This window comes from Embleya scabrispora DSM 41855, assembly GCF_000372745.1.
Taxonomy (GTDB): Bacteria; Actinomycetota; Actinomycetes; order Streptomycetales; family Streptomycetaceae; genus Embleya; species Embleya scabrispora.
Genome location: NZ_KB889708.1, coordinates 135,201 through 161,207, shown reverse-complemented (window position 1 = coordinate 161,207; position 26,007 = coordinate 135,201). Strand labels below are relative to the sequence as shown.

Annotated in this window: 19 protein-coding genes and 2 pseudogenes; 11 read left to right on the top strand and 10 right to left on the bottom strand. The window is 69.6% G+C overall.

Going from position 1 to position 26,007, the window contains the following annotated elements:
- Positions 1 to 24: 24 nt before the first annotated feature.
- Positions 25 to 1,572 (bottom strand): ABC transporter substrate-binding protein, encoded by a 1,548-nt coding sequence (locus A3IC_RS0141615; RefSeq protein ID WP_020555989.1) that lies wholly within the window; start codon positions 1,570 to 1,572, stop codon positions 25 to 27.
- Between the two features lie 63 nt (positions 1,573 to 1,635).
- On the opposite strand from A3IC_RS0141615, the gene A3IC_RS74035 reads away from it, so the two are divergent.
- Positions 1,636 to 2,382, top strand: a complete 747-nt coding sequence (locus tag A3IC_RS74035; protein ID WP_483782879.1) for a class III lanthionine synthetase LanKC N-terminal domain-containing protein — start codon at positions 1,636 to 1,638, stop codon at positions 2,380 to 2,382.
- 204 nt (positions 2,383 to 2,586) lie between these two features.
- Entirely contained in the window at positions 2,587 to 3,507 is a 921-nt protein-coding gene (locus A3IC_RS0141610) for an NADP-dependent oxidoreductase (protein WP_020555988.1), read from the top strand.
- Positions 3,508 to 3,569: 62 nt separating this feature from the next.
- Here A3IC_RS0141610 and A3IC_RS0141605 read toward each other — a convergent pair whose 3' ends face one another.
- A complete protein-coding gene (locus tag A3IC_RS0141605) occupies positions 3,570 to 4,514 on the bottom strand; it encodes an SDR family NAD(P)-dependent oxidoreductase (RefSeq protein WP_020555987.1) in 945 nt (314 codons plus the stop codon).
- A gap of 109 nt (positions 4,515 to 4,623) precedes the next feature.
- Here A3IC_RS0141605 and A3IC_RS0141600 point away from each other — a divergent pair, with 109 nt between their 5' ends.
- The gene (locus tag A3IC_RS0141600) at positions 4,624 to 5,289 is read left to right on the top strand and encodes a TetR/AcrR family transcriptional regulator (RefSeq protein ID WP_020555986.1); all 666 of its coding nucleotides are present in this window, start codon (positions 4,624 to 4,626) and stop codon (positions 5,287 to 5,289) included.
- Between the two features lie 1,362 nt (positions 5,290 to 6,651).
- Positions 6,652 to 7,266 carry a cysteine hydrolase family protein gene (locus A3IC_RS0141595; RefSeq protein WP_020555985.1) on the top strand — a complete coding sequence of 205 codons (615 nt, stop codon included), beginning with the start codon at positions 6,652 to 6,654 and terminating at the stop codon, positions 7,264 to 7,266.
- 436 nt (positions 7,267 to 7,702) lie between these two features.
- On the opposite strand, the pseudogene A3IC_RS67925 reads toward A3IC_RS0141595, so the two are convergent.
- Positions 7,703 to 8,749 (bottom strand): annotated as a pseudogene (locus A3IC_RS67925) (IS481 family transposase); the annotation flags it as partial.
- 1,922 nt (positions 8,750 to 10,671) lie between these two features.
- On the opposite strand from A3IC_RS67925, the gene A3IC_RS0141580 reads away from it, so the two are divergent.
- Together A3IC_RS0141580 and A3IC_RS0141575 are read left to right on the top strand one after the other, a co-directional pair.
- On the top strand, positions 10,672 to 11,187 hold the full coding sequence (locus A3IC_RS0141580) for a hypothetical protein (RefSeq protein ID WP_020555983.1): 516 nt from the start codon (positions 10,672 to 10,674) through the stop codon (positions 11,185 to 11,187).
- Positions 11,188 to 11,528: 341 nt separating this feature from the next.
- A complete protein-coding gene (locus tag A3IC_RS0141575; protein ID WP_020555982.1) occupies positions 11,529 to 11,747 on the top strand; it encodes a hypothetical protein in 219 nt (72 codons plus the stop codon).
- Between the two features lie 22 nt (positions 11,748 to 11,769).
- Here A3IC_RS0141575 and A3IC_RS0141570 read toward each other — a convergent pair whose 3' ends face one another.
- Positions 11,770 to 12,786, bottom strand: coding sequence for an aminotransferase class I/II-fold pyridoxal phosphate-dependent enzyme (locus tag A3IC_RS0141570; protein WP_020555981.1), 1,017 nt, complete (start codon positions 12,784 to 12,786; stop codon positions 11,770 to 11,772).
- Entirely contained in the window at positions 12,783 to 14,123 is a 1,341-nt protein-coding gene (locus A3IC_RS0141565) for a radical SAM family protein (RefSeq protein WP_020555980.1), read from the bottom strand. Before A3IC_RS0141565 ends, A3IC_RS0141570 begins: the two co-directional genes overlap by 4 nt.
- Before the next feature lie 686 nt (positions 14,124 to 14,809).
- Here A3IC_RS0141565 and A3IC_RS0141560 point away from each other — a divergent pair.
- Both A3IC_RS0141560 and A3IC_RS0141555 read left to right on the top strand, forming a co-directional pair.
- Positions 14,810 to 16,039, top strand: coding sequence for a methyltransferase domain-containing protein (locus A3IC_RS0141560; RefSeq protein ID WP_079027022.1), 1,230 nt, complete (start codon positions 14,810 to 14,812; stop codon positions 16,037 to 16,039).
- Between the two features lie 452 nt (positions 16,040 to 16,491).
- Positions 16,492 to 16,911, top strand: coding sequence for an NUDIX hydrolase (locus tag A3IC_RS0141555; RefSeq protein WP_026219333.1), 420 nt, complete (start codon positions 16,492 to 16,494; stop codon positions 16,909 to 16,911).
- Positions 16,912 to 18,053: 1,142 nt separating this feature from the next.
- Here A3IC_RS0141555 and A3IC_RS0141545 read toward each other — a convergent pair.
- On the bottom strand, positions 18,054 to 18,749 hold the full coding sequence (locus A3IC_RS0141545; protein WP_020555976.1) for a TetR family transcriptional regulator: 696 nt from the start codon (positions 18,747 to 18,749) through the stop codon (positions 18,054 to 18,056).
- An 84-nt stretch (positions 18,750 to 18,833) separates the two neighbouring features.
- On the opposite strand from A3IC_RS0141545, the gene A3IC_RS0141540 reads away from it, so the two are divergent.
- Both A3IC_RS0141540 and A3IC_RS0141535 read left to right on the top strand, forming a co-directional pair.
- Positions 18,834 to 19,985, top strand: a complete 1,152-nt coding sequence (locus tag A3IC_RS0141540; protein WP_026219332.1) for an acyl-CoA dehydrogenase family protein — start codon at positions 18,834 to 18,836, stop codon at positions 19,983 to 19,985.
- 70 nt (positions 19,986 to 20,055) lie between these two features.
- A complete protein-coding gene (locus tag A3IC_RS0141535; RefSeq protein WP_020555974.1) occupies positions 20,056 to 20,979 on the top strand; it encodes a 3-hydroxybutyryl-CoA dehydrogenase in 924 nt (307 codons plus the stop codon).
- A 91-nt stretch (positions 20,980 to 21,070) separates the two neighbouring features.
- Here the strand turns inward: A3IC_RS0141535 and A3IC_RS69320 are convergent.
- Positions 21,071 to 21,677, bottom strand: a pseudogene (locus A3IC_RS69320) (transposase); the annotation flags it as partial.
- A 359-nt stretch (positions 21,678 to 22,036) separates the two neighbouring features.
- Here A3IC_RS69320 and A3IC_RS65975 point away from each other — a divergent pair.
- Positions 22,037 to 22,609: an ATP-binding protein gene (locus A3IC_RS65975; protein ID WP_158696315.1), complete on the top strand. Its 573-nt coding sequence runs from the start codon at positions 22,037 to 22,039 to the stop codon at positions 22,607 to 22,609.
- Between the two features lie 54 nt (positions 22,610 to 22,663).
- Here A3IC_RS65975 and A3IC_RS0141525 read toward each other — a convergent pair whose 3' ends face one another.
- The 3 genes from A3IC_RS0141525 to A3IC_RS0141515 all read right to left on the bottom strand — a co-directional run bounded on the left by A3IC_RS0141525 (position 22,664) and on the right by A3IC_RS0141515 (position 25,968).
- Positions 22,664 to 23,452: an enoyl-CoA hydratase-related protein gene (locus tag A3IC_RS0141525; RefSeq protein WP_020555972.1), complete on the bottom strand. Its 789-nt coding sequence runs from the start codon at positions 23,450 to 23,452 to the stop codon at positions 22,664 to 22,666.
- A gap of 84 nt (positions 23,453 to 23,536) precedes the next feature.
- Complete coding sequence (locus A3IC_RS59605) at positions 23,537 to 24,328, bottom strand: GntR family transcriptional regulator (RefSeq protein ID WP_020555971.1); 792 nt, start codon at positions 24,326 to 24,328, stop codon at positions 23,537 to 23,539.
- A 92-nt stretch (positions 24,329 to 24,420) separates the two neighbouring features.
- Positions 24,421 to 25,968, bottom strand: a complete 1,548-nt coding sequence (locus A3IC_RS0141515) for an APC family permease (RefSeq protein WP_026219331.1) — start codon at positions 25,966 to 25,968, stop codon at positions 24,421 to 24,423.
- Between the last annotated feature and the right edge of the window lie 39 nt (positions 25,969 to 26,007).

Genomic DNA, 26,007 nt, shown 5'->3' with positions numbered 1-26,007 from the left:
GCACCTGCGCTTCCGCGCGAGCGGTCAGCGCGCGTCGGTGCGGCGCAGGGATGTGGGCAGGAAACCGCCGCCGTCGACCTCGAACGCGTAGCCTCGGGTGAAGTAGGGGACGTTGCTGTCCATGAAGGTGATCACATCGATCCGCTTCATCAACTCCTCCTCCGCCGCGGTCCATTCGGCACAGCCCGAGGTGTCCGGCTTGGCCATCGCGAGCGCGGTCAGGCGCTCGTACTCCGGGTTCTGCACGGAACCGAAGTTGAGGCCCTCGGGCGGCTTGGTCCCGGAGTAGAAGGGGAGCATCTGGTCGGGCGTGCTCAGTGACAGCGACGCCCACGCCACGTCCCACTGGCCGGTCATCAGCGTGGACACCTTCGTCGCCGGCGTGGTCGGCTGGAGGGTCACCTTCACGCCGAACGACTTCCACTGCTTGACGGCCAGCTCGGCCGCCGCGACGACCTGGGTGCCGGACAGGCCCGGGTAGGGCACGGCGATGGACAGTTGCCGCCCGTCCTTGGTCCAGTACCCACCGGACTTCTTCCACCCGGCGGTGCGCAGCATCTCGGCGGCGCGGTCCACGTCGTGGGTCGGCAGGTTGGCGGTGACCGAGTCGGTCGGACACGGCGGGGACATCGCGGTGCCCAGCCGGGTCGGCCGCACGCCCTTGCCGCCGGTGGCGACCGCGCCGAGCTGCCGGAGGTCGATCGCCGTGACCAGCGCCCGACGCACCTGCGGATCGGCGGTGACCCGGTTCGGATCCTCGTTGAACAACAACTGGCCGAGCGGGTCCTGCATGGCCGTGGACTTGATCCCGGCCGCGGCCAGCCGGGACCGGTCGGGGCCTACCACCGTCGTGACGTCCAACTGGCCGCCCAGGAGCAAATTGGTCCTGGTGGACTCGTTGCCGATCACCTTGAAGACCACCCGGTCCGGGGTGCGGGCGTTGTCCACGCCGTCCGGACCCCAGGTGTAGCCCTGCCGCTTGGTGAAGGTGAAGTGGTCGCCCGGTACCGCCTCGGTCAGCCGGTAGGGCCCGGTGCCGTCCGAGGCATGGTCCAGCCTGCCCTGTGCGCGCATGCCGGAGGGGCACACCAGTTGCAGCGTCGCGGCATTGCGCAGCAGGAAGGGAGTGGGCTCCGGCGTCTTGAACGTCAAGGTGCCGGCGGCGTCGTCGGCGGAGACGGTGAGGCCGGTGGGCACGATCATGCCGAGCATGGGCGACGCGTTGGCGGGCTCGGCGATGTAGGCGTACTGCGCCGCGATCGCGGAGGCGGTCAGCGGCGTACCGTCGTCGCAGGTCACGCCGCGCTTGAGGGTGAAGCTCGCGGTGGTCAGATCGGACGTCCACTTCTCGGCGACACCGGAGACGACGCGCCCGTCGGGCTGGATGTTGAGCAGCCCGTCGTAGGAGAAGCGGTTCAGCATGAACGCGCTCGCGTTCAGCGCGGTGAGCGGATTCAGGCCACCGGGATCGGCGACGACCCCGACGGTCAGCGTATCGCCGTCGCCGGCGGCGCCACCCCCACCGCTCCCACCGCATCCGGCGGCGACCAGACCCAGGACGAGGGTCCCCACGACCCTACGCGAGACGCGTCTCATCGCGCGCCTCCCGGGAAACGCCCGGCCACGGCGTGCCCGGTGCCGCGCACCGCGCCCGACTCGGCGCCCGGTGCCCATCGGCGGTATGCGGGCGGTGTACCCGGCAATTCGGATCGTCCCGTCACGGGAAACCTCCTCGGAGTGCGGCCTGCGCCGCTGCGGACGATCACGGTAGGCAGTGGCCGGAAACCGGGGGATCGTCGCCGCGCACGAAGAACGATCCCCGATCCTGTGCGAATCGCCGACGCCGATCCCGGCTGCCTCCGGGATCGTCGGATCCGACGCCACGGATTCGACCCCCCGGGCGCACCGCAGGCAGCGTCTACACCTGCTACCGCCGGTAAAGCGGTGGCACCGAGGCTGTTCCACGGCAGCGGAAGCCGAGCGGAGGGCGGGGCGCCATGGAGGGCAACCATCACCTGTCCGGCTGGTCGGATCCGATCTCTTACGACACTCCCAGCCGTGATCGAGCCGGGCGACGAATTCGCGGCCACCACGCCGGCGTTGCCTGCCGACTGGCGACGCGACACCGAGGGCGTGGGGGTGGTGCTGCGGCCCGAGGACGTGGAACCGCCCCGGCAGGGTTGGAAGATCCACGTCTCGGCCACGCTCGACGGCGCGCCTCCGACGTCGGAATGTCGTGTGGGAGTACCGGGTCGCGCACGGGCCGCCGTTCAAGCATCAGCGGGATCGACACCTCGAGTTGGTCCTTCCAAGTACGCGCCCGGGCGGAAAAGGGACTCGCCCGGAGAGCGAATGCGCCGCAGGGGATCGGGGAAGGCGTGATTGCGCGGACGAAGACGCGGGTATCCGGAGGCGGTTCGAGCGGGTGGTGATCACCGTCGCGACCGGCGGCGCCCTAGGCGTGAATTGTTCGGTGACGGTCGGGCGATCGGCAGCGGACTGCCCGGTGATCGTCCGGTGATTGCTCCGGCCACCGAGGGCGTCGACCGCGGCGCCCCGCGACTTTCGACAGGGGAGGCCCTTCGCATGCGAGCGGTGACGTACGACGCCTATGGCACCGACAACTCGGGCTTGTCGGTCCGGGAGGTGCCCGACCCGAAGTGCGGTCCGGGGCAGGTCCTGATCGCGGTGCGGGCGGCCGGCGTCAACCCGGTGGACTGGAAGCTCATGACCGGCGGGCTCGACGGCATGATGGATGCCGTGTTCCCGGTGATTCCCGGCTGGGACGTAGCCGGGGTCGTCGTCGCGCGTGGACCCGACACCCCGGAGTTCGAGATCGGCGACGAGGTCATGTCGTACGCCCGCAAGGACATGGTGCATGGCGGCACATACGCCGAACTCGTGGCTGTCGCAGCCTGCTCCGTGGCACGCAAGTCGGCGGCACTGGACTGGGCGGGCGCGGCAGGCTTGCCGCTGGCGGGGCTGACCGCGCTGCGTACGCTGGAGCGTCTCGACGTCGGCGGCGGAAAGACGCTGCTGGTCCACGCCGCGGCGGGCGGGGTCGGGAGCCTCGCGGTCCAGATCGCGCGCGAACGCGGGGCACGAGTCATCGGGACGGCGTCCGAGCGCAACCACGACTTCGTGCGCGGGCTGGGGGCCGAGCCCGTCACGTATGGGGATGGCCTGGTCGAGAGGGTCCGCGAACTGGCGCCGGACGGGGTCACCGCCGTTGCCGACTTCGTCGGCGGGCAGTTGCACACGACCCTGGCAGTGCTGGCCCCGGGCGGGCGACATGCGTCAATCGCCGATAGCAGTGTGGAACAGCACGAAGGCCACTGGATCTGGGTACGCCCGGACGGCGCAAAGCTCGCGGAACTGGTCGAGTTGGCCGACCAGGGAAGGCTGACCGTCGAAGTCGCCGCCACGTACCCCTTGGAGGAGGTCGGCGCAGCTTGGGACGCCAGCCGGACAGGCCACACCCGTGGCAAGATCGTGCTGACGCCGTGACGCCGTGACGCCACCGCGGAGGGCGGGCCGAGCGCGGGGCACGTCGCCGTCGAGGTGCTGTATCAACCGGCGGTCGGCGCGGCGGTCGGGCTCGGTTGCGGCGCGATGGCGACGGGGAACTTCACCCCGGTGAGGTCTTCGGAGACGGCCCACAGCCGCTGCTGGACGGCTACCTCGTACGACTCCGGGCTGGAGGTGACCAGCCGGGGGTGGCCCATGACCTCGTTGCGTCCGCCGGGACCGTAGTACTGGCCGCCGAGCGCGGCGGGGTCGGTGGCGGCGCGCAGGGTCGGCAGCGCGCCCATCGCCGGCGTCTGGGTGATCAGCGGCGCGAGCCAGGTGAGCGGAAGCCGGAGGGCCGCGGGGGTGTTGCGGGCGAGCTCGGTGCTGGACATGCCGGGGTGCGCGGCCATCGCGACGGTGGTGCCGTGCGTGGCGAGCCGGCGCTGCAACTCGTACGTGAACATCAGGTTGGCCAGCTTGGACTGACCATAGGCGGCGACCCGGCTGTACGACCGCTCCCACTGCAGGTCGTCGAAGCGGATCGCGGCCCGGATGCGGTGGCCGGTGCTGCTGACCGTCACCACGCGCGAGTCGGGCACCGGCAGCATCAGGTCCAGCAGCAGCCCGGTGAGCGCGAAGTGGCCGATGTGGTTGGTGCCGAACTGCATCTCGAAGCCGTCCCGGGTGGTCTGCTTCGGGGTGTACATCACGCCGGCGTTGTTGATCAGCAGGTCGATCCGGTCGAACCGGGACCGCAGCGCCGCCGCCGCGGTCCGGACGGAGTCGAGCGAGGTCAGGTCCAGCGCCTGCACGGTCACGTCGCCAGTCATGCGGGCCGCGGCCTGCTCGCCCTTCTCGACGTTGCGCACGGCGAGCACCACGGACGCCCCGCGCTCGGCGAGCGCCTTGGCGGTCTCGTACCCCAGTCCGGTGTTGGCCCCGGTCACCACGGCCACCCGCCCGCACTGGTCCGGAATGTTCGCCGCTGTCCACTTCTCGCTCATGTCAGGCTCCCAATCAACTAACGTACCGCAGGTATCTTGTGTCGACGACGTTAAAGTACTTTCGGTACGTTGTCAACGTACCGCAGGTACCTAAGCTAGGCTGGCAGTCGTGACTTTCCAGCGGGCGCGAACCGAAGAGCAGCGGGAGATCCGCCGACGGGCGATCCTCGACATGGCGTCGGCGATGCTCGACGAGATGCCCGTGGCCGCGGTCACCCTGAACGAGCTGAGCCGCCGGGTAGGCCTGGCGAAGCCGAACGTGCTGCGCTACTTCGAGTCTCGCGAGGCGGTGCTGCTGGAACTGCTGGACCACTTCCTGCAGGAGTGGCTGACGGAACTGGCAGGCGAGTTGGCCGCCGGCATCGACGAAGATCTACCCATGGCCGAGCGAGCGGCAGCGGTGGCCGAGATCCTCAGCCGCTCACTCTCCGGCCGAGTGGTGCTGTGCGACCTCTTCGGGGCACAGGGCAGCGTCCTGGAACACAACGTCTCCGTCGAGGTCGTAGCACGCTACAAGCGCGCCTCCCTGGACCGCCTGACAAGCATGACCGCCCTGATCCGGAAGTACCTGCCGGAGCTGGGCGAGAACGCAACACTGTTCAGCCTGCAAACCGTGGTCATGGCCGGCGCGTTGTCGGCGTACAGCACACCTCCACCCAGCCTGCAGGCGGCCTACCAGGCCGAGCCCGACCTGGCCCGCTTCCACTTGGAGCTGAAGGACTCCTTGAAGCTGGCCCTGACCGCAACCCTCCTGGGCGTGCTACCCCGCCGCTGACCTGCGTTGCACCGGACAGGCCAAAACCTCTGTACTTCTCGCGCTCGAACGGTGGAGGGGCCGGGGGCCCACGCTCGGGCCGCCGGCCCCGACCACTTCGGACTCCGCGTCAACGCTCTTCCTCGGGCCCGGCGGCGGCTGAGCCGGCAGGCCGGCGACGGCGGCAGCGCCCGGCGGACCCGGTCGACCGAGGTGTGCAGAGCCGCGGCGAGCGCGGCCGTATGGGTACGCTCGCCGCCCGCTTACTCTGCTCGACGGCGGCGCAGAGGCTGCCGCTCCTGCTCGCCTACACCGCCTACCAGTACCCCGCGCACCAGCCCACACGGAAGTTCATGCGGGACTGGTGGCCCGACCACCCACCCCACGCTGCGCCGCCCACCGCATGCAAGCCGCCCGGACAAGCACACGGTCCCGGCCACCGGCCGGGCCCGGCAAGAAGCGGTGCTGCGCCGTCGGCTTCTCGTTCGTCGTGCCGGCCGGCCCCGTCCCCGCCGTGGCCCCGATTCCGCCGGCCGCGTCGTGCCGGCTCGGTTCCTGCAGTGCGGGAGCCGTGTTCCGGTCCGCTGCGTGGGTCGCCCGCCGCCGCGCCGGCTGGAGGACGATTGACCTGCGGTGCCCCTCGGTTGCCTGTCCTCGGAGGTCGGTGCGGGCAGGTGGTCCGGATTGCGGTGCTGCCACTGCGAGCCGGGCAGGCCGCCGGCGGCGAACAGCCCGTCCGCGGTGAGTGGCACCCTGGCGCCGGCCGGGGCGTGCCAGGTGCCGACGAGTTCGTCGCGGGAGAGCGCGACCGAAAGCGGCCCGGAGTCCAGGTACGTCGAGCCGATCCAGCACACCGGGAGCGCGGTCGGCAGACACACCGCAACGGAGGTGCGACTCGCGAAGTCGAGTCCGTTACGGCGCAGTTCCGCCCACGTCCGCTCGGCCACGGGCTCCGCGCGACGCGCGTGTCGGGCTCGGGTCAGCGTGACGACCAGCACGATCGCGGCGCAACCGCAAGTGATCACCGGCTGCCACGGCCAACGCAACCACCGTCACGGCCGCCCACCACGTCGTTGCGCGCAGCGGTCGTGGGGGTGACGACGCCCGACTCGCCCCCCGCATCGGAGCCCCGCCCAGCCCATTCCCCATCGCGCCACCTCTCCCCGACGGCCCGCCCGAGCAGCAGGTTTGAACGTACGCCGGAATCGGAATCCTCAGAGCTACGGCCCGCGGGCGTCGGGGTCCCGAGTGCCTGCTCACGGGTGCGCGTCGGCCTGGGCCCGACCGGCCCACGGGCCGAGTTTGTCGTTGTGCCGATGTTCCGCGTCCGCTTTCGGCAGACTGGCCGATGTCGTTGGCGGTCCAGGTCACCGAGGAGCCGCCATGTCCGAGACCCTCCGCTTCGATCCGGCGAGGACCGCACTCGTCCTGATCGAGTATCAAAACGATTTCACCAGCGAGGGCGGGGCGCTCAACAGCGCCGTCGCCGGGGTGATGGCGAAGACCGGCATGCTCGCGAACACCGTGGCCCTGGTCGAAGCCGCCCGTGCCGCGGGCGTCACCATCATGCACGCGCCCATCGCCTTCGCCGCCGGCTACGGCGAACTGTCCCGTCACCCGTACGGCATCCTCAAGGGGGTCGTGGAAGGCACGGCCTTCGTCAAGGACACCTGGGGGGCCGCGATCGTGGACGAACTCGCCCCGGCCGAAGGCGACATCGTGATCGAGGGCAAACGCGGCCTCGACACCTTCGCGAGCACGAATCTCGACTTCATCCTGAGGAACAGGGGGATCGACACGATCATCCTCGGCGGTTTCCTCACCAACTGCTGTGTCGAGTCGACGATGCGCACCGGGTACGAGAATGGCTTCCGCGTCATCACCCTGCCGGACTGCGTCGCCGCCACCTCCCAGGAGGAGCACGAGAACGCGATCACCTACGACTACCCCATGTTCTCGCTGCCCATGACGTCCGCCGAGGTCATCGCCCGCCTCTGACGGCACACCGCGCCCGCGACACATCGCGGCGGGCCGGACCCGCCGCTCGTGCGACACTCCCGGCGACCGGCGCCGCATCGGCACGCGGGCGACCGACCGACCTCGTCGCCCACGACGGGCCCGGCGTCCACGACGGGCCCGAAAGTGCCCGTCGTGAGCCGGGAACCGGTTGACGGTGTCTCGCGTGATGGTTGACGGTCAGCGCGAGGCGATGAAGCGGATCACGGGCCGGTCCTTGCGTGGGTGGGTGGAGATCTCGACCTCGCGGTCGAGGCCCGGAAGCAGGTCTCCTCGATGACGACGGTGACGGTCTTGCCGGCGTGTGCGATGCCGGGGCGGAGCTTGTGGCGGGCGACGGCGAAGGTGCCGTCGGCTCCGACGCGCCGGATGGCCCGTCGCGCTCCACCGCCCGGACGGGGTGGTTCTCTTCGGAGGACCGGGGCGGAGGAAGCACCGGAAGGCGCATGGGCTCGGACGGTTCCGCTGCCGGCTGCGCCACCGCGGCCGGCGAGGGCGTCGGGGGCGTCGAGGGGCCGGTCGTGAGTGTGTGCGGGCGGAAGACCTGGGCCGGGGTGGCCATCTCCAGCGACTGGTGCGGGCGGGTGTGGATGTAGGCGTGGACCCACGCGTCGATCGCGGCCTGGGCGGCGGCCGGGTTCGCGAACGGACCGGAATGGTCCAGCATTTCGCGTCGCAGCGTCTTGTGGAACCGTTCGATCTTCCCGGTCGTGGTCGGTGACCTGGGCTTGGTCAGGCGCTGATTGACGCCGTTCTCGCGACATACTCGCTCGAACATCACCTCGTTGGGCAGCGGTTTGGAGAACCGGCCGGTGAACTGCTTCCCGTTGTCGGTCAGCACCTCCGACGGCATGCCGAAATGGCGCATCGCGTCGATGAACGCCTCGCAGACCGCCCGTCCGGTGGGCTGCAGCAGCACTGTGGCGATCACGATGAACCGCGAGTGGTCGTCGATTCCGGTGACGAGCTTGCACTCGCGTCCGTCCGCGAGGAACACGCCGCCCATCAGGTCCATCTGCCACAGTTGCATCGGCGCGTCGCGCTGCCACCGCTTGTAGACGCGGCGATGGACCTGGAGTTGGTGGTTGACCAGGCCGTTGCGGACCAGGATGCGGTGCACGGCCGAGCGGCCCGGCGCGTTCGCGACGCCGCGGACCGCCAGTGCGTGGGCGATGCGACGCGCTCCCCATCTCGGGTATGTCTCCCGCAGTTGGCAGACGGCGAGTTCGACCTCCACCGGCACCCGCGACGGTGACGAGTGCGGACGCCGCGAGCGGTCCTTCAGGCCGTCCCGTCCGCCCTCGCGGAACCGTCGCAGCCAGGTGTGCACGGACTGGCGCGACGTGCCGTACCGGCGGGCGACTTCGGCCACCGGCGCCCCGTCCAGCACCTCCGCCACCGCACGGAACCGATGCTCCACCGTCCAGTCTTCGTCATCCGCCGCCGGGGACTCGGGTATTTCGATTACGCTCAAGGCAACGACACGCCTGCGAAGAACGTCCCCGGACCGGCGAAGATCTCCTGCGACCGTCAACCATGTCCAGCGACTTCCGCGTCAAGCAAGTCTTGGGACTGCACAGGCCCTCGCGGTGGCGATTCGGCCGTGAGCCGGCCCGGCTCCGCCTGGACCGAACTGCCGTGCTCGGCGGGCGCGGACGCCGGACCGGTTGTGCGCATCCGCCTCGTGTAAGGACGAGCGTCCGGCGCCCGCCAATCGCTGGACACCCAACTTGACTGGCTCGTCGAGGCGGGGGTGACCCGGGTGTTCTCGGAGATTCTGCGGGTGAGGTCGTGGTCGTCGGCGCGTCGGACGCGGATGGTGAGGCCGAGTTCGGGTGCGCCGTTCCGGGGACACGACGCGAGGAGACACCCGCGGCTGTGCCCCCGCTCATCCCCGAACAACGCCGGGCCGTGGTCGAGGCGGCCGCGGTCGTCCGGAGGGAACGAGCCGAGGTGAAGGAGGCACTCGAACGCGGCCACCTGCCGCTGCGCGAGGTGCCGGCCCGCCGACCGCCGGGCCGTCCGCAAGATGCCGCCCGAATCCTGCTCGAATCCTTCCCCGGCATGGGGAAGGTGCGCGCCGACCGGCCTCTCGCCGAACCGGCGATCTTGGAGAGCCCGCGGTCGCGGCGTCGGTGCTCATCAACTCGTCCGCCTCCTGGAACGCTTCACGCCGCAGGGTTGACCGGCGTCGGACGCCCAGTGGGCCCACAGGGGGTGCGCTGTACACGTCGGCGGCGCGGAAGGGATCGACTCGTTCCACGGGCACGGGCACGGGCGGGTGGGCGCGGGTTCACCGGGAGGCACGCCGACCGTGCGAACGGGCCGTGGCGGCGGGCAGCATGATCACTTTGGGTGCCCGAATGATTCCGTATGAGCAGGCCCCCGACCCCCACCCCGGACCCGGTGAGATCCGTGTCCGCGTCGCAGTCGGCGGACCAGGGCCTCCTTGTCCGCGGCCAGGCGCTCGGCCGTCTCTCTCGAGTGCAGCGCCCGGTTGTGCCGTTGCCGCTGCCGTGTTGAGCGTGTGGCGCGGTCGGCGAGGAAGGTCGCGAGGGCGTCCAGGAACTCGGCGGGCGCGAGGTGTCGGCTCGGCGCGTGGTCGCGATGGGCCGACGACATCGTGCGGTATCGACCAGGCCCGACGTGCCCGATCGCGGGTGTACGTCGCAAAACCCAAGGTCGGGCGGATATCACGCGACTTGCGCCAGAGGCCGCGCTGAATATCCGACACGTGTCACTGCGATCTGCCATGATCGAATTCTTGATCTCGATTGTCGGGAGTTCGAAGATCGCCTGGCCAGGCGATATCGACAGCTGTTCGATTGGAAAAAGAACCATCGAATCGGCATTGACTATCGCCGAGAGACTTGGTTCACTCTGGCTGCGGCAGCGGAACACGTGGCCGCCTATTCGATGTGACGCACGTTCGATGGTGGAACCTATGCGGTGACCGAAAATTCCTCGATACTCCGGCACCTCGTTCTCTTATTGAAAAGCGCAGGAATCCCCAGCCCTTGATCCGGCCCTGATCCCTGTTCCCTGATTCCTGATCCCCGACCGTAACGGCAGGTTGTCCGGAAGCGAACCGCATCGATATTCCCTCCGGCGGAGAGGCGGCTTCCGTGATGAAAGCGTCCGCTCGGAGGATCTCGTTCGGCACATCAGATCGCCGCGCGCGCGGGATTCGCGTGTCGTTTCGACGCGGTATGCGGTTTCGCATGCCGAGATCAAGGCTGCGAGCAACGAGCGCACACGCGGCGACCGTCGTCCTCGCCTGCCGTGCTCTCTTGCCGTTCGACGACGCCGTCCGGCCGTCCACCCCCGAACGCGTGACCCACAGATGACCCACACAGGCACTTCGCACCGACTCACAGGAGGTACGTCTTGTCCGCGACCAGACTTCGAGCCCTCGGCGCGCTCGGCGCGGCGACGGCAGCCACCGCCGTTCTCGCCTTCGCCGGCACCGCCTCCGCGGGCGGCCCCGTGACCGCGACCTACAACTGCCTCGACACGACATTGGGCACCTCGTATCCCGGTGTCTCCGGCACCCTGTCGACCTCGGTAACCCACAAACTCCGAATCCAGACCAACTGGAACGTCCCCGTCTTCGTTCAGAACCTGCTCTACACCACCGCCACGCTGAACTCGGCAGGTGGTCCGGTGACGTTCGCCGGCGGGTTGAACAGCAATTCACCCGTCGAGATGGGGCCGTTGCCCAAGACCTCGGGCACGATCTCCCCGGGGGCAATCCTCTCCACCCCGTACGCCACGGGCCCGACGCCGACGATTCCCGGGCCGACCAACTGGAGCCTGCGGATCGACTTCTCGGCGGTCTCCGGCATGCCTGGGCACTACGTCTATTGCGCTCTGACGGGCCCGCCGGTCTCGCTCGCGTATTGATCCGGCCCCGACGCAGAACCCGAGACCGGCGGCCTGCCGAAGCGCCGACCATCCGCCGGCAGGATCGTGGGACGCGCCTTCCCGGGCCGTACTCGACCAGGACGCGCTTCGCACGTTGCGAACGCCCGGCAAGGATCGGAAACCGCCCGGCAGACGAATTCGCGTGACGCCGCCCGCCGACGGCAGAGGTGGCCGTTACGTGAGTGGGGCGTCGACGGCTGCGCGCAGGCAACGAGCTTGCCCGGCGGCAGGACCGTGCGGGGGGGGTGTCGGACGGGCGAGCCCGACCGACACCTTGCCCTGCGGCCCGCGGAGGAGTGTCCGGCGGTGACCGACCGGGAATGGCCGCGTGGGTACTGGTCGAACTACGCGTCGAACACCCCGTCGTCGACATCCGCACCGGCATGACCCCCAAAGGCGGCCGGTTCCCCACCGAAACCGCCTACGGAACGGTCTGGTGGATCTCCGCAGGCGTCTCCCTGCTGATCGCCGCCACCGCGGCAGTCCTCACCACGACCACCCGAACCCAGGTATGTCGTCCAGGGTCGCGAGGGCGGTGAGGGCGGCACCGCCGGTGTGGTTTCATCGTGTCACCGCCGGCGTCGGGCCGAAAGCGTCGGCAAGGCTGGTCAGGACGGAGCCGGACCAACCGCTCTCCCCGAACACGCTGACCGGCATGGCGAGCACGCCGCACTCGCGCTGGAGCGTCTCCGCTGGGATTTCAACCGGGAAGTAGTAGTTGCCGGGACAAGTCCGGCTCGCCGTGGGAATCGTCCCGAGCACTTCGTCCGGCAACCGTTCGAACAGTCGCTCGGCCCGTGCGGCCAGTTCGTCGACGACCTGCCGGGGCACGTCGCTGTGCTCGGTCAGCAGATGGTCGGCGAGCCTCAGCTGTGCCGACGTCGGCGGATCCGCCCGGAACGCTTCGGCCAATTCGGCTTGTGCCGGACCCAGCAGGACCACGCCGAACGTGCGTGGCCACAGCCATCCCTTGGTGACCGAATGCAGCAGGACCGCACAACCGGTGTCCAGCAATCGCCGTGTGCCGGCAGCGAACGGGGCTCCCAGGTCGTAGACGCTGTCGATCAGCAGGCGGCGGCGTGGTGATACCCGCAACCACGAAATCACCGCGGCGCACTCGGCATCGGACAGGTATCGGCCGAGCGGCTTGCTGGGGTTGGCGAGCAGCAGGTATTCGGGCCGGTGGTCCGCCGGCGACGTCGGCAGGGCCGGCGCCGGCAGCGTCGGGTAGGACGCGGGCGCCAGGCCCGCAGCGCGGGCCAACTCGAGGTAGACCGGGTACACGTCGCTGGGCAGCCACAACCGCGCTTGCACGGCGCGCAGCCGGTGGAACACCACGCCGAGCCCGTGACGGACCCCTCGACAGACCATGGCGTGGCCGGACCACTCTTCCGGCAGCTCGAAGCGCCGCAGCCAGGCACGGGCGAGATCGCACCGGTGCACCGTACTCATGCCGGTCGGCGGTTCCGGTCGCATTGGAGCAAGCGCCCGGTACACGTTGGTCTCGGCGGCGTCCAGAAGCGACGAGGAAGCACGGAGTTGCTGCTGCCGGAATTCCTGGAACTCGTCGAACCTCATGCCGTTGCACCTTCCGGCACGATCTCGCTGGCCCGGTCTTCCAGGGAGGCGTAGCAGCGTCCGTCGGCCATGACGTTCCAGCTGCGTGCGATCCCGTTGGTGCGTTCCCAGAGCAGGCTGGGTTCGGTGTAAGCGGCGATCCGCATCGGCCGTCCGTCCCAGCTGCCGTGGTAGACCGGCGCGCCCCAGGGCAGGCGGCTCGCCGGTTCGAGGCCGTGCTCCTCGGCGAATCGGGTGACGATGGACAGCGAAACCTGGTGCTCTCGGCTCCAGACGTTGGCGGCGCGGTCGAAGTAGAGCGACTCGGTGCTGGTGGATACGTAGAGCTCTTTGAAGCAGACTTCCTCGACACCGAGAGCCGCAGCCCACGAAAGGTAGTCGGCGACCTCGGCCGCGTCGGCGACGCCGCCGTGCTGGAGTACGCAGATCAGCCTCATCCGCAGCCCCGGCCAGCGGTCACGTCCCACGCGCCAGGTGTCGATCACAGAGCTCACCGGCGTGCGCAGCATCATCAGCCGCTCGCTGACGGCGTCGTCCTGATGGTGCCGGGAGACCGCCAGCACGCTCAGGCCCGCGGCGCTCAGGGCTGCGAGGCGGCCGGCCCGGTCAGCGTGCCGGCCCTTCGCCAGGGTGTGCGCGTTGGTGATCAGGACGACCTTCGGGAAGGCCGCCGAGCAGGCGGACACCAGTCGCAGCTGCTGTTCGAACGGTATGAGCGTGGGCTCCCCGCCGCCGGTGATCACCGCGCGCTCGGCACCCGCCGCACGGGCGCGCTCCAGCCAGTGGGCGACCGCGTCCCACGGGACCCGTGCCGGCGCTTGGTCGCTGGAGATCGAAGCCGAGGAGAAGCAGAACGAACACCGGGCTTGGCAGGCGGAGGCGACCGGCAGAAGCGAAACCGAGCGCGGTCGCGTGTCGGCGTAGCGACGCTGTGCCGATTCGTGCAGGTACAGGGAGGCCGCCATCGCATCCTCGACGGTTGTCGGGCGCAGAGTGAACTCGTCGCCTACTTGGTCGAGTTCGTGGACCGCTGACAACCGGATGCGAGCCTCGTGCAGTTCCATGCCGAGGCCGGTCGACACGTTGGGCACCAGCTCGTCGGGGTCCACCGTGGTTTCCAGCACCAGCAGCCGATCGCCCGGAATGGCCAGACGGTCCAGCAAGCGTCGTGCCTTGCCGATGCCGATTCCCAACTCCGCACGGGTCAGCAGGTGGAACCGGTCGGGATGGGTACTTTCCGGAATCCCCGCCTTACCGTAGGCGAACGCATACTTGTCGAAGCCCTTCGCGAAGTTCGACAGCACGATGACGTGGAAGCGCTGGTCGCTATGGTTCATCCCGTCATCATGCATGAACGGGCCCCGGACGACATGGGCCGAACCAGGCGGAACCGCAGGCGGAACGCGGTGTCCCGATCCGTTCGGTCGTCAACGACACGCCCCGCCCGTCGCGGTCTACGACACGGCCAGCGGTGACCTGGAGGCCGTTGACCAGCCCGGTGTGGCCGAGCCGAGTGGGTCGTCGGAGCAGGTCGGGTCAGGTTGCCTTCTCGTGCCGCAGCGCGGCCATTTCGAAACATGCCGAACCTCGACGGGCCCACGTGCTCGAACGGCGCGAACGACCACACGGTGCGCTCCGACTCCTCCGCCACGGCCCACACGTCCGCTCCCACGCCGGCCTCCGCTGCTCGTGCGACGATTCCCGGCCGCGCGGCCGATCCGCACACGACCGCGAGGAGGCTACGGGCACCGGGCGACAACCCCGCGCGGCACGCGAGTTCGAGCACGCCACCGCGTCACCGATCCGGCCGAACGATCGACAGGCGACGGCCGGCCCGGTTCGCACGCTTCCCCGCCGTGTGTGCGTGTGTGCGCCTACGGTGGGTGGTGTTCATCGGGCCGGCACGAGGGGAGACGTCCATGGCCGGACGTCATCGCGGTAAGGACGATCCGGTCGAGGGCGACGGTCGGCAGCCCGGACGACCGATCCCGCCGGACCCGAACCCGCCCGCCCCGCCCGAGAAATGAGCTCTCCTCCCGGCATCGACACCCCCGCGGCTTCGGGCAGCCCCGCGACCGTGCCCGACGCCGCCGCGTTGGCTGCCGAGCTCGCCGCCGCCGGCCGGCTCGCCCCGGACTGGGCCGACGCCTGGGCCCGGGTGGACCGCGCCGCGTTCGTGCCCGACCGTGTCCGGGTTCCGGCCCCCGACGGCTACCACCGCCTGGACCGTGCCGACGACCCCGCACGCTGGCACGCCCTCGTCCACACCGACACCGCACTGATCACCCAGGTCGAGGACGGCACCCACGCGCCGGAGTTCTCGCTGCGCCCGACGAGCAGCGCGAGCATGCCGCGCATGGTCGCCGCCATGCTCGCCCACCTCGACGTGCGCGAGGGGCACCGGGTCCTGGAGATCGGCACGGGCGTGGGCATCACCGCCGCGCTGCTCGCCACCCGCCTCGGCGACGACGCGGTCGTCTCGATCGAACTCGACCCGCGCGTGGCCGCCGACGCCCGGGGCGCACTGCACCGCGCGGGCCACCACCCCCACCTGCTGATCGGCGACGGCACCTGCGGCAGCGTCGAACACGCCCCGTACGACCGGGTGTTGTCGACGTTCTCCGTGCACACCATCCCGCCGGCGTGGGTCGCCCAGTCCCGCCCCGGGGGCCGGATCGTCACCCCGTGGGGCAGCGCCCTGTACAACGGCGTCCTGCTCGCCCTGGACATCGACACCGACACCACCGGGCCGCGAGCGTGCGGGCGAGTGGTGGGGGACGCGGCGTTCATGTGGGAACGCGGCCAGGGCGTGCGCGGCGGCGTCATGGACACCGTCCGCGACCAGGACCCCGGTACACCGGGCACCACCACCTTGGACGCCCGGCTCCTGGTCGACGACCGCGACGCCACGTTCTGCACGGGCCTGTTCGCCCCCGGGGTGCGCCGCTCGATCGGCCGACCCCCGGACGCGACACGAGAAGGCGGCGGCGAGTTCACGCTGTGGCTGGTCGACGCGCAATCCCGCTCCTGGGCCTGCGTGGACCACACCCCGGGCGGGACCGTGTTCGAGAGCGCGGTGCACGGCCCCCGGCCGATCCTCGCCGAAGTCGAAGCCGCACTCGCCTGGTGGGGCGCCCACGGCCGCCCAGAACGCACTCGTTTCGGCCTCACCGCCACGGCGAGCGGACAGACCGCGTGGCTGGACGACCCCTCGAACCCCCTCCCCGCAACGCACTCCGACATGTGTCCTTGAACCTCCAGCGCCCGCCTCGAGTCCGAAACCGTCTGTCCCGGGTGCGACCGCCGCCCGAGGCGGGTGCCGGTTCCCGAACCATGTCCCGGCAGCTGCACATGCCCGCCTGAACGGGGCAGCGCGGAGGCACGCGCCGTCTCGTGGGGGTGACGAGCAATGGTCTTGGACGATCTCCGACAGGCAAGACCAACCACGCCGGATCCCGTTGCGCGGTCTCGTGGCGCCGATGCGCCGGGGGCACGGTACGCGGCTTGACGTCCGGGATGTTGCCTCCGACGGTGCGGTAGTGGGGATCGGCGAAGGGTTCGGCGTCCTCGGCTTCGCGTTGCCGCCGTTCGTCCCCCGCGAACGTCGAACCCGCCCCGGGCCTGGGTGTCGTACGGGAGACTGAAACGGCCTTTGGTCGCACCGGCAGTTCCCGAGCTTCGGCGGCCGAGCACATGGAGGATTTCGTGAACACACCCGCTTCCCGTACGTGGCCGGTCTCCGTCAAGGGCGTCGTCCTCGACCACCGGGACCGCGTGCTTTTGCTGCGGAACGAGCGGCGGGAGTGGGAACTGCCGGGCGGCCGACTGGAGTCGGGCGAGGAGCCGGCCGAGTGCGTGGTCCGCGAGATCGAGGAGGAGACCGCCTGGAAGGCCCGGACCGGGCCCCTGTTGGACACGTGGGTCTACGAACCCCTGCCCGGGCGCCACGTCCTGATCGTCACCTACGGCATCCATCTCCCGGACGCCGACGCCGCCCCGGTCCTCAGCCACGAGCACTGCGAGATCGGCCTGTTCACCCGCGCCGAGGTCCCCGACCTGTGCATGCCCGACGGTTACAAGCGGTCCGTGACGGCTTGGTTCGACCACCCCGCCCGTACGGCCTGAGCACGCCGCACACCGACGGTCCCGACAGGGCGGGCCCGGGCGGATGCGTCCGGGCGGCCTCGGGTCCTCGCGATCCGCCCGGGTGGTTCGCATCCGGGCGCGGGTGAGGAGGCCGTGGCCGAACTCCGCAGGCCGGGGACCAGGCTTCAGTGCGAAGCCGTCCGGGACGCTCGCGCGCATCCGGGCGCTCCAGGCGTGGGCGTGCCGCAGGGTGCTCTCGTCCGGGTTGACGAGCACGTCGACAGCGGTCAGGCCATTCAACGCGTCCTCCTGGTCGGAACAGGGTCGTCCAGTCGCTCTTCATGCTCACGACGGTCCAGCCGAGTTGCCGGGCCGTGGCGAGCGAGGCATCGGCGCCCTTGGTGTAGGCGTACTCGCGCCGGTCGTCGTCGTGGCGGACCAGCAGTGCGAACGCGGCGCTCCGGAGCATCTCGATGTCGACGTCGGCGTTGCCGCCCGCGAAGGCGGGCAGTCGGCCGGTGTGGGCGAAGATGTGCTCCGGCTTGCCCGGCCCCAGATCCAGACCGCCCAGGAACTCGCGGCAGCCTCGCGAGCCGGCGCCGCCGGGTCGAGGCCGGTCGACGCGCACTCCTCGAAGCACGCTCCCGCCGCCGATCGCCGGGCCGGGGGCGTCAGTCCTCGGCGGTGCCGTTCATCCTGGCCCTCTTGTAGGCGTCCCAGTCATCGTCAGGGCCCGGACGGTGTCGTCGGTGAGGGGACGGGCCATCCGGGTGGCACCACCTCCGCCCGGTGGACACCGCGCACTCCTCATCGCGGGTTCGGCGTAGGCGGGCATGCCGGTTCGGCAGGTGGAGCGAGCCCTCGGCGGCCCGGTCGAACACGCCGGCGTCGGCGACCTCGACGGCAACGAGTTCGGCGGGAGTGAGGCCACCCTCTACGCATGCGGGCCGGATGCGGACGCGCTCTTCAGCATTATGGCCCCCGCGCTCCGTGGGCTCTGCTTCCGGCCGGCGCACGTCATCCTCCGCTACGGGGAAGGAAGCGACCCATCCGCGCGCGAAGTTCGATGGGGGCGGCATTTCCCGTGAGCGTGGTCCTTGCGCCTGCAACCGTGTCGACCCGCTCGGATAGTGCGGAACTCAGTACCGTATTCAATGGCACCTGAGTACCTCGCGGGAGCCTCACGAGCCACTGTTGTCCTGCTTGAGTGCGGTCTCCACCTTCTGGACTACCTGCCACAGCGGCGTACCGGTGCGAGCGATCAGGACGACAGCGTCCTCCGGTTCGTGGAAAGTGCGGCGGACCATGTCCAGGGCCGGGTCGACGGACGCGGCGGCGTCGCCGGTGGCACCGGAGCGGAGCCAGGTGCGCAGGCCGTAGTTGTGGGCGGCCACGACGGCCGCGGCGACGGTGTAGGCACGGACGCCACCGTCGGGGAGATGGGAGAAGCTGCGTCCGAGGTAGGCGGCCAGCGTGCGTTCGTACTGCCAGACGACCGAGATCTCGTACGTCTTGAGCGCCGGCACACGCCGGGTGAGGGCGTACCGGCGGGCCGAGAACGTGGGATTTTCGGCGTACATGCGCATGACGACGCGGGCGGCGCCGCAAGCCGTGGTGACCGGGTCCTGGCCGGAGTGGTCGGCCTGGAGGTAGGCGACCATCTCGGCCAGGGCGTGTTCGTGGTCGGGAAAGACCACGTCCTCCTTGGTCGGGAAGTACCGAAAGAAGGACCGGCGCCCGACTCCGGCGAGCCGCACGATGTCGTCGATCGTGGTGTTCTCGTATCCGCGCTCCGTGAACAGCTCGAACGCCGCCGATACGAGCAGGTCACGAATGGGGGGCCTGTCGTCCGTACCCGGTTCCTCCGTCTTGTTCATCACCCTATTACACCGCAGTCTTTGGCTTCTGGCACTCAGTGTGCATAAAATAGGGTACTCAGTACCTCTCTAGAGGAGTGCCGTATGTCATCGGACTTCGATCTGTTCCGTCTCTCGGAGGAGCACGACATGCTCCGGGACGCGGTGCGTTCGTTGGCGGAGGCGAAGATCGCCCCATGGGCGGCCGAGGTCGACGAGCTGGGCCGGTTCCCGGTCGAGGCCCGTGAGGTGCTGGAGGCCAACGACCTGCACGCCGTGCACGTCCCGGAGACCTACGACGGCTCGGGCGCGGACGCGCTGTCCACGGTGATCGTCATCGAGGAAGTCGCCCGAGTGTGCGCCTCGTCCTCCCTGATCCCCGCGGTCAACAAACTCGGCTCCCTGCCGGTGCAGCTGTCGGGGTCCGAAGAACTCAAAGTCAAGTATTTGGGTGCGCTGGCGCGCGGCGAGGGCATGTTCTCGTACTGCCTGACCGAACCCGAGGCAGGCTCCGACGCGGCGGGGATGAAGACCCGCGCGGTGCGCGACGGCGACACCTATGTCTTGAACGGTGTGAAGCGGTGGATCACCAACGCGGGGATCTCGCAGTACTACACCGTCATGGCTGTCACCGATCCCGGGCAGCGCTCGCGCGGCATCTCGGCGTTCGTGGTCGACAAGGACGACGAGGGGGTCTCGTTCGGGGCGCCGGAGAAGAAGCTGGGTATCAAGGGCTCCCCGACGCGTGAGGTGTACTTCGACAACGTCCGTATCCCCGCGGAGCGGATGATCGGCGAGCCGGGCACGGGGTTCAGCACCGCGATGAGGACCCTGGACCACACCCGCATCACCATCGCCGCCCAGGCGCTCGGCATCGCGCAGGGCGCGCTGGACTACGCCAAGGGCTACGTGAGGGAACGCAAGCAGTTCGGCAAGGCCATCGCCGAGTTCCAGGGCATCCAGTTCATGCTCGCCGACATGGCCATGAAACTCGAAGCCGCACGCCAACTCACCTACGCCGCCGCCGCCAGATCCGAACGAGACGACAACGACCTGAGGTTCTTCGGCGCCGCCGCCAAGTGCTATGCCTCCGACGCCGCCATGGAGATCACCACCGATGCCGTGCAACTCCTCGGCGGCTACGGCTACACCCGCGACTATCCCCTGGAACGCATGATGCGCGATGCCAAGATCACCCAGATCTACGAAGGCACCAACCAGGTCCAGCGCATCGTCATGGCCCGCAACCTTCCGTAGGGGCGAAGCCCTGACCCGTGCACTTGCGATTTCCGAACTTGTGATACCTGAGCGGAAGGAACCGACCCAGATGAGCACCCGCACGGACCGCAGCAAGGCACAAGGCAGGGAAGGGACGACGGAGCGCGTCGGCGTCGTCGGGTGCGGCCTCATGGGCTCGGGCATCGCCGAGATCTGCGCCCGGGCCGGCCTGGACACGGTGGTGCAGGAGATCGACGAGGCCGCGGCCGCCGCCGGCCGCGGCCGTATCGAGAACTCCCTCGAACGGGCCGTTGCCCGCGGGAAGATCGGCCCGGACGAACGGGCGGCCGCGCTCGGCCGGATCCGTTTCACCACCACGCTGGAGGACTTCGCCGACCGTGATCTGGTGATCGAGGCGGCCACTGAGGACGAGGCGGTGAAGCTGGAGATCTTCGCCACCCTCGACAAGTTCGTGACGAGCCCGCACGCCGTCCTGGCGTCCAACACCTCCGCGATCCCGATCATGAAGCTGGGCGCGGCCACCAGCCGCCCCGGCCGGGTGATGGGCGTGCACTTCTTCAACCCCGTGCCCGTTCTGGACCTGGTGGAACTGGTCCCGACCCTGGTCACCAGCGACGACACCTGGAACCGGGTACGCTACTTCGTCCGCGACACGCTCGGTCGGCACTCGATCGTGTCCCAGGACCGCGCGGGCTTCGTCGTCAACGCGCTGCTCATCCCGTACATCCTGTCCGCGATCCGGATGTACGAGTCGGGGTTCGCGGAGGCCGACGACATCGACGCGGGACTGGTGCGCGGCTGCGCCCACCCCATGGGGCCGCTGGCGCTCGCCGACCACATCGGCCTGGACACGACGCTGGCCATCGCCGAGTCGCTGTACCAGGAGTTCAAGGAACCGCACTTCATCCCGCCGCCCCTGCTCTCCCGCATGGTTCAGGCCCGCCACCTGGGCCGTAAGTCCGGCCGCGGCTTCTACCACTACCACAGCACCAAGACCGGGACGGCAGCCTGACCTGTTTGCGACCCGGCGGGCTACGTGTCCCAGGACGGGACCGATGGGCGATGTGCGGGCGCAGGAACCGGATGAAAGGCGGCCGGGCGGCTCAGAGGTCGATGAGCCGACGCCCTGAATGTCCGGACGGGTGACGAAGGACGCGTTCGGGATGCCCGATCATTCGGGACCGGGTCAACCAGGGCCATCGTTCGGCCGCGCGGACGATGGTCCGCCGGCCGGTGCGGACCAGGGGCGGTTCCGAAGACGCGGAAGCAGAGCTTCCTGATCTCCCGTCGCCTCGCTTCGCCGGTCGGGGCGAGCATCTGCGTCCACGCGACCAACTCGCTGACAAGGGCGACGAGTTCGCGCCGCACCCGGTTCTGCGCGAGGCCGCGCAGGGGCAGCTTCCGCAGGCCGGTCGCGGGGCCCGGCGGATGCGGTCCTCGGCGCGGGCGCGTCGGCGGTGGCGGAGTTCGAGGTCCGCGAGCTGCCCGCCCGCCGTGTTCGTGACGAAGCAGACGCAGCGGTTGCCGTCGACGTCGGTGATCCACAACTGTGCGCCGGGGTACGGGCGTTCCTTGCACACGATCACCCGCACGCCCCTCGGCCACCCGGTGAGGTCGACCGTGTCGGTGACCTCCGCGACCCACGCGCCCTCACGCGCCCTCACGCGGAAGACCGTCGGCGTCGCAGGCGGGTGTCCACGCCGCCTTGGGTCGGTGGGAGGCGGAGTTGGTCGGCCGTGCGGTGACAGGCGGTCGGCAGTGGATCACGGCGTCGGGCCGGCGATGGGTTGCTCCCTCGGGTGCACCGTGGCCCCATGCCGTGACGTTGTCCGGCCCCGGGCGTCGCTCTCGTCCTCGGGTTCGCAGGCGGGCTGCGGAGTCCCGGGGTCCACGGGCATCCAGTCCGCTATAGACCGTTTGCAACCATTAAAAAAATGGTTCACACTGAACCCAAGGGTCTGAACCGTATAGGTCGATCCTCTTGGTTCGATGGACCTGGTGCGTGGATCGTAACGGCACAGGACCTCGGGGAGCGGCGGGATCAAACTCGGGACCTGCCGGACGCTCAAATGGCATACCGAAAACCTGAAAACGGTCCCGGATCCTACGCAGCGTTCTGTGGGGATCACGGTCTGGAGGTTCTTCCCATGAACACCCGTCTTGCCGCCCGCCCGGCACCCGCTCCGCGCGATGGGCGTCTTGTCATGATCCCGCTCGCTGCGGGCTTGGGTTCCGTGCCGTATGCACGTCGGCGCGCCGCGGAGGTGGCACGGAATTGGGGCATGGCCGACGACGATGTCGAGGCCGTTCGCATCATGGTTTCCGAACTCGTCGGGAACGCGGTCCGGCACGCGTGCGAGTGCGGCGGCCGCGGTCGAGGCGAACAGTCCGGTGGGATTTCGCCGGGCATCCGTGTCTCCATGTGGACCGTCGACGGGCTTTTGATCGTGCAGGTCGGCGACGACAGCCCGAAGCCGCCCGTTGTGGGCCTTGGAGCACAGGACGATGAGCACGGGCGGGGGCTCTTCCTGGTCGCCGCGGAGGCCGAACAAGTCGGCTACCACCGCACCCCGGAGGGCGGCAAGGTCGTGTGGGCGGCGCGCGCGGTGTGTATGGGTGCGGTCGCGGCAGGCTGCTCGTGACGGGCGTGTCCCGGGCCCTCGGCGCTGTCGCGGCGAGGGCCCGGGACAGGCCCGTCAACGCCCTGTGAACCGGGGCTGCGTCTTGTTCAGGAATGCGTCCACCGCTTCTCGGTGGTCCGCGGACTTGCCGACACGGAGCTGAAGGGCGCTCTCCTTACCGAGCGCCCTCGAAATCGGTAGCGTGGCCGAGCACGCCAGCGCCTCCTTGATCGCGGCGAACGCCACGGTCGGCCCCGTAGCCAGGCGTCGTGCGAGGTCGTTTGCCGCCACTGCGATGTCTTCGGCCGGCACCATCCGGTTGGCGAGTCCCAGCTCCAACGCCCGCGACGCCGAAATCGTCTCGGGCAGCATCAACAACTCGGTCGCCCGAGCGTGCCCCACAAGCCTCGGCAGGGTCCATGACGCTCCCGAGTCGGCGGCGAGCCCGATGCCCGCGAACGCCAGGTTCAACGTCGCAGTCTCGGCGAGGATGCGGAAGTCGCAAGCGAACGCGAGTGCCGCGCCGGCGCCTGCCGCCACACCGTTGACGGCCGCGATCACCGGCTTTCGCATTGTGGTCAGGGCCATGACCAGGGGGTTGTAGTGCTCGGCGACGGTGGCGAAGGCCGTCTGGGCGCTGCGTGCCAGCTGTTCGCGGTGTTGCCGGAGGTCCTGGCCCACACAGAAGGCACGCCCCGCGCCGGTGAGCACCACCGCCCGCACGTTCGCATCGCCGGCAGCCCGGGTCAGGGCATTGCGCAATGCCACCTTCGTCGCGTTGTCCAAGGCGTTGAGGGCGGCTGGTCGATCAATGGTCACCGTGGCTATGGCGTCCACGCACTCGTATCGGACGAACTCGGTCATGGCCGTACTCCTGGGTCGCGATGGCGCTTGGCGAGCCAACTCGGTCGTTTCGAAGGGCGCGGCGCTGCCGCGCGGGGTGGATGGTCAGGTCGCCTGGATCCGCAGCCCGCCTTCGTCCTGGGCGTCGCGCAACCGGGTGCGGATGGTCATGCGGGTCCGGTCCGCACGGAACAGGTCGTGGGACAACTCGAAGACGCGACCTTGCTGGTCCGCCGCCACACGGACGACGGAGATCAGTGGCGCGCCGGGCTCGACCTCCAGCACCCGGGCTTCGTCCGCGGTGGCGGCCACGACCTCGATTTCCTCGGTGACGTCGGCGGGTGCGGTGCCGTAGTGCTCGGCGATGAGCTCGTACACGGATCCGCCGAGGGCGCATTCGAGGAGGCCGGGGAAGTGTTCGGCGACGAGTTGTGCGTGCTCGAGGCTGATCGGCCGGCCATCGGCGAGTCGAAGCCGCACCAGGTCGAACACGAGGTCGCCGGACGACAGGCGGAGCCGACGGGCGGTGTCCTTGTCCGCAGCGCGCATCGCGGTGGACAGGACGTTGGTGCCGGCTTCGAACCCTTGCCGGCGCAGGTAGGCCGGTACGCCGACGGCCGTGGAAAGGTCGCGCTCGGCTTTGCCGTGGCTGACGAACGTGCCGCCGCCGCGTCCGGGCACACGGCGCACGATGCCGCTTTGCTGAAGGGCGTCGAGTGCGTGCCGCAGGGTGGAGCGGCTGACGCCGTACTGCTGGGCGAGGTCGCGTTCGCCGCCGAGCTTGTCTCCGGGTCGGAGCCGGCCGCTGCGGATCTGCTCGAGGATGCGGCGGCGTACGTCCTCGGCGGTGCCGGACGTCGGGGCTGGGGCTGGGGCTGGGGCTTCGTCATGTTCCATGGACACAACTATGGTTTACACCATTTCCAGATTCGGTTGCCTCCGGTACCCCTAACGGCCGTTCGGTCGCCGGTGGAACCGGAGGCGGAGCGTCACGCCGCTCGCTCCGTGGATTCCTCCAGCACCACGCGGCCGATCAGCGCGAACCGATGGGGCGCCCGGACCTTCGTGTAGAGCGCGAGGACGACACCGAACACGGCGACGCCGAGCACCAGGTAGGGGATCAGCCGAAAGATCGTGGTCTGCGACGCGGCGCCGCCCGCCGTGTCGAGGTTTTGGAAGAGCAGGATCACCACGTAGATCATCGCGATGCCGCCCGACAACGGCGCCGCGAACGTGCGGAGCGGGTGGGCGGTCTCGGGGTGCTTGCGCCGCACGTGGAAGTAGCCGATGACGGCCGCGGAGCTGAGGATCTGGACGATGAGGATGGCCATCGTGCCCAGGACGGACAGGACGACGAAGAGGTCGAGGTAGGGGTCCTTGCCGGCCAGCGCGAAGCTCAGGACCAGCGTCGTGGCGATCCCGCACTGGACGTTGCTGGCGACGTGGGGTGAGCCGTGTTTCGGGTGTGTGGCGCCGAGCGTGCGTCGGGTGCCGGGTACGACGTCTTCTCGGCCGATGGCGTAGAGGTATCTGGACGCGCAGTTGTGGAACGCCATGCCGCAGGCGAACGAGCCGGTGACGAGCAGGATTTGGAAGAGGGTGACGGCCCAGTCGCCGAGCAGGACGCGGGTCGGCCCGAAGAGCAGTTCGGCGGGGGTGCCGCCGCCGGCTACGCGCACCGACTGGTCGAGTCCGTTGGCGGCTACGACCATCCAGGAGACGAAGACGTAGAAGAGACCGACGCCGACGACCACCAGCATGGTGGCGATGGGGACGATGCGCTTGGGGTCGCGGGACTCCTCGCCGTACATCGCGGTCGATTCGAAGCCGACCCATGACCAGAAGGCCATGAACAGGCCGAGGCCGACGCTTGCGCCGGCGACACCCGAGGCGGCGTCGAAGGCGTTCAGGGGGTTGATCACCTGCGGCACGAAGCCGTCCGGGCCGCCTCCGTCCACGAGTATCGCCACGGCGAGCGCGGTGAGGATGAGTACCTCCGAGACCAGGGCGAGGCCGAGGACTTTGCTGGTCAGGTTGATGTCGAAGTGCGACAGCACGGCGTTGAGCGCGAGCATGAGCAACGCGTAGAGGAGCCAGGGCAGGGAAACGCCGAAGAGGTCGGCCACGGTCTGCTTCGCGAAGTAGGCGAACAGGCCGGTCAGCGACGCCTCGAACACGATGTAGGCGACCGTGGCGAGCAGTCCGGCGCACATGCCCGCGACTTGGCCCAGTCCGTGCGAGACGAAGCCGTAGAACGCGCCTGCCGCGGTGATGTGCCGCGCCATGGCCACGTAGCCCACGGCGAAGACGGTGAGCACGACGGTGGCCACGAGGTAGCCGGCGGGAGCGCCGGTGCCGTTGCCGAAGCCCACGGCCACCGGCACGTTGCCGACCATCGCGCTGATGGGTGCCGCGGTGGCCACGGCCATGAACACCACGGCCACGAGACCGATCGAGTTGGGCCGCAGCCGCTGCACGTGTTCTTGCGGGCCATGCTCGGACGGGGGAGGCGTCGTTCTCGAACCAATATCGGTCATTGCATCGACCTTTCAGAGGCTACGGTCGGCATTATGGTC

Coding starts and splice junctions, on each gene's coding strand:
- A3IC_RS0141610 (WP_020555988.1), top strand. CDS start 2,587: ATGCGAGCGGTGACGTACGACGCCTATGGCACCGACAACTCGGGCTTG.
- A3IC_RS0141605 (WP_020555987.1), bottom strand. CDS start 4,514: ATGAGCGAGAAGTGGACAGCGGCGAACATTCCGGACCAGTGCGGGCGG.
- A3IC_RS0141595 (WP_020555985.1), top strand. CDS start 6,652: ATGTCCGAGACCCTCCGCTTCGATCCGGCGAGGACCGCACTCGTCCTG.
- A3IC_RS0141575 (WP_020555982.1), top strand. CDS start 11,529: ATGGCCGCGTGGGTACTGGTCGAACTACGCGTCGAACACCCCGTCGTC.
- A3IC_RS0141570 (WP_020555981.1), bottom strand. CDS start 12,786: ATGAGGTTCGACGAGTTCCAGGAATTCCGGCAGCAGCAACTCCGTGCT.
- A3IC_RS0141565 (WP_020555980.1), bottom strand. CDS start 14,123: ATGAACCATAGCGACCAGCGCTTCCACGTCATCGTGCTGTCGAACTTC.
- A3IC_RS0141560 (WP_079027022.1), top strand. CDS start 14,810: ATGAGCTCTCCTCCCGGCATCGACACCCCCGCGGCTTCGGGCAGCCCC.
- A3IC_RS0141545 (WP_020555976.1), bottom strand. CDS start 18,749: ATGAACAAGACGGAGGAACCGGGTACGGACGACAGGCCCCCCATTCGT.
- A3IC_RS0141540 (WP_026219332.1), top strand. CDS start 18,834: ATGTCATCGGACTTCGATCTGTTCCGTCTCTCGGAGGAGCACGACATG.
- A3IC_RS0141535 (WP_020555974.1), top strand. CDS start 20,056: ATGAGCACCCGCACGGACCGCAGCAAGGCACAAGGCAGGGAAGGGACG.
- A3IC_RS65975 (WP_158696315.1), top strand. CDS start 22,037: ATGGCATACCGAAAACCTGAAAACGGTCCCGGATCCTACGCAGCGTTC.
- A3IC_RS0141525 (WP_020555972.1), bottom strand. CDS start 23,452: ATGACCGAGTTCGTCCGATACGAGTGCGTGGACGCCATAGCCACGGTG.
- A3IC_RS59605 (WP_020555971.1), bottom strand. CDS start 24,328: ATGGAACATGACGAAGCCCCAGCCCCAGCCCCAGCCCCGACGTCCGGC.
- A3IC_RS0141515 (WP_026219331.1), bottom strand. CDS start 25,968: ATGACCGATATTGGTTCGAGAACGACGCCTCCCCCGTCCGAGCATGGC.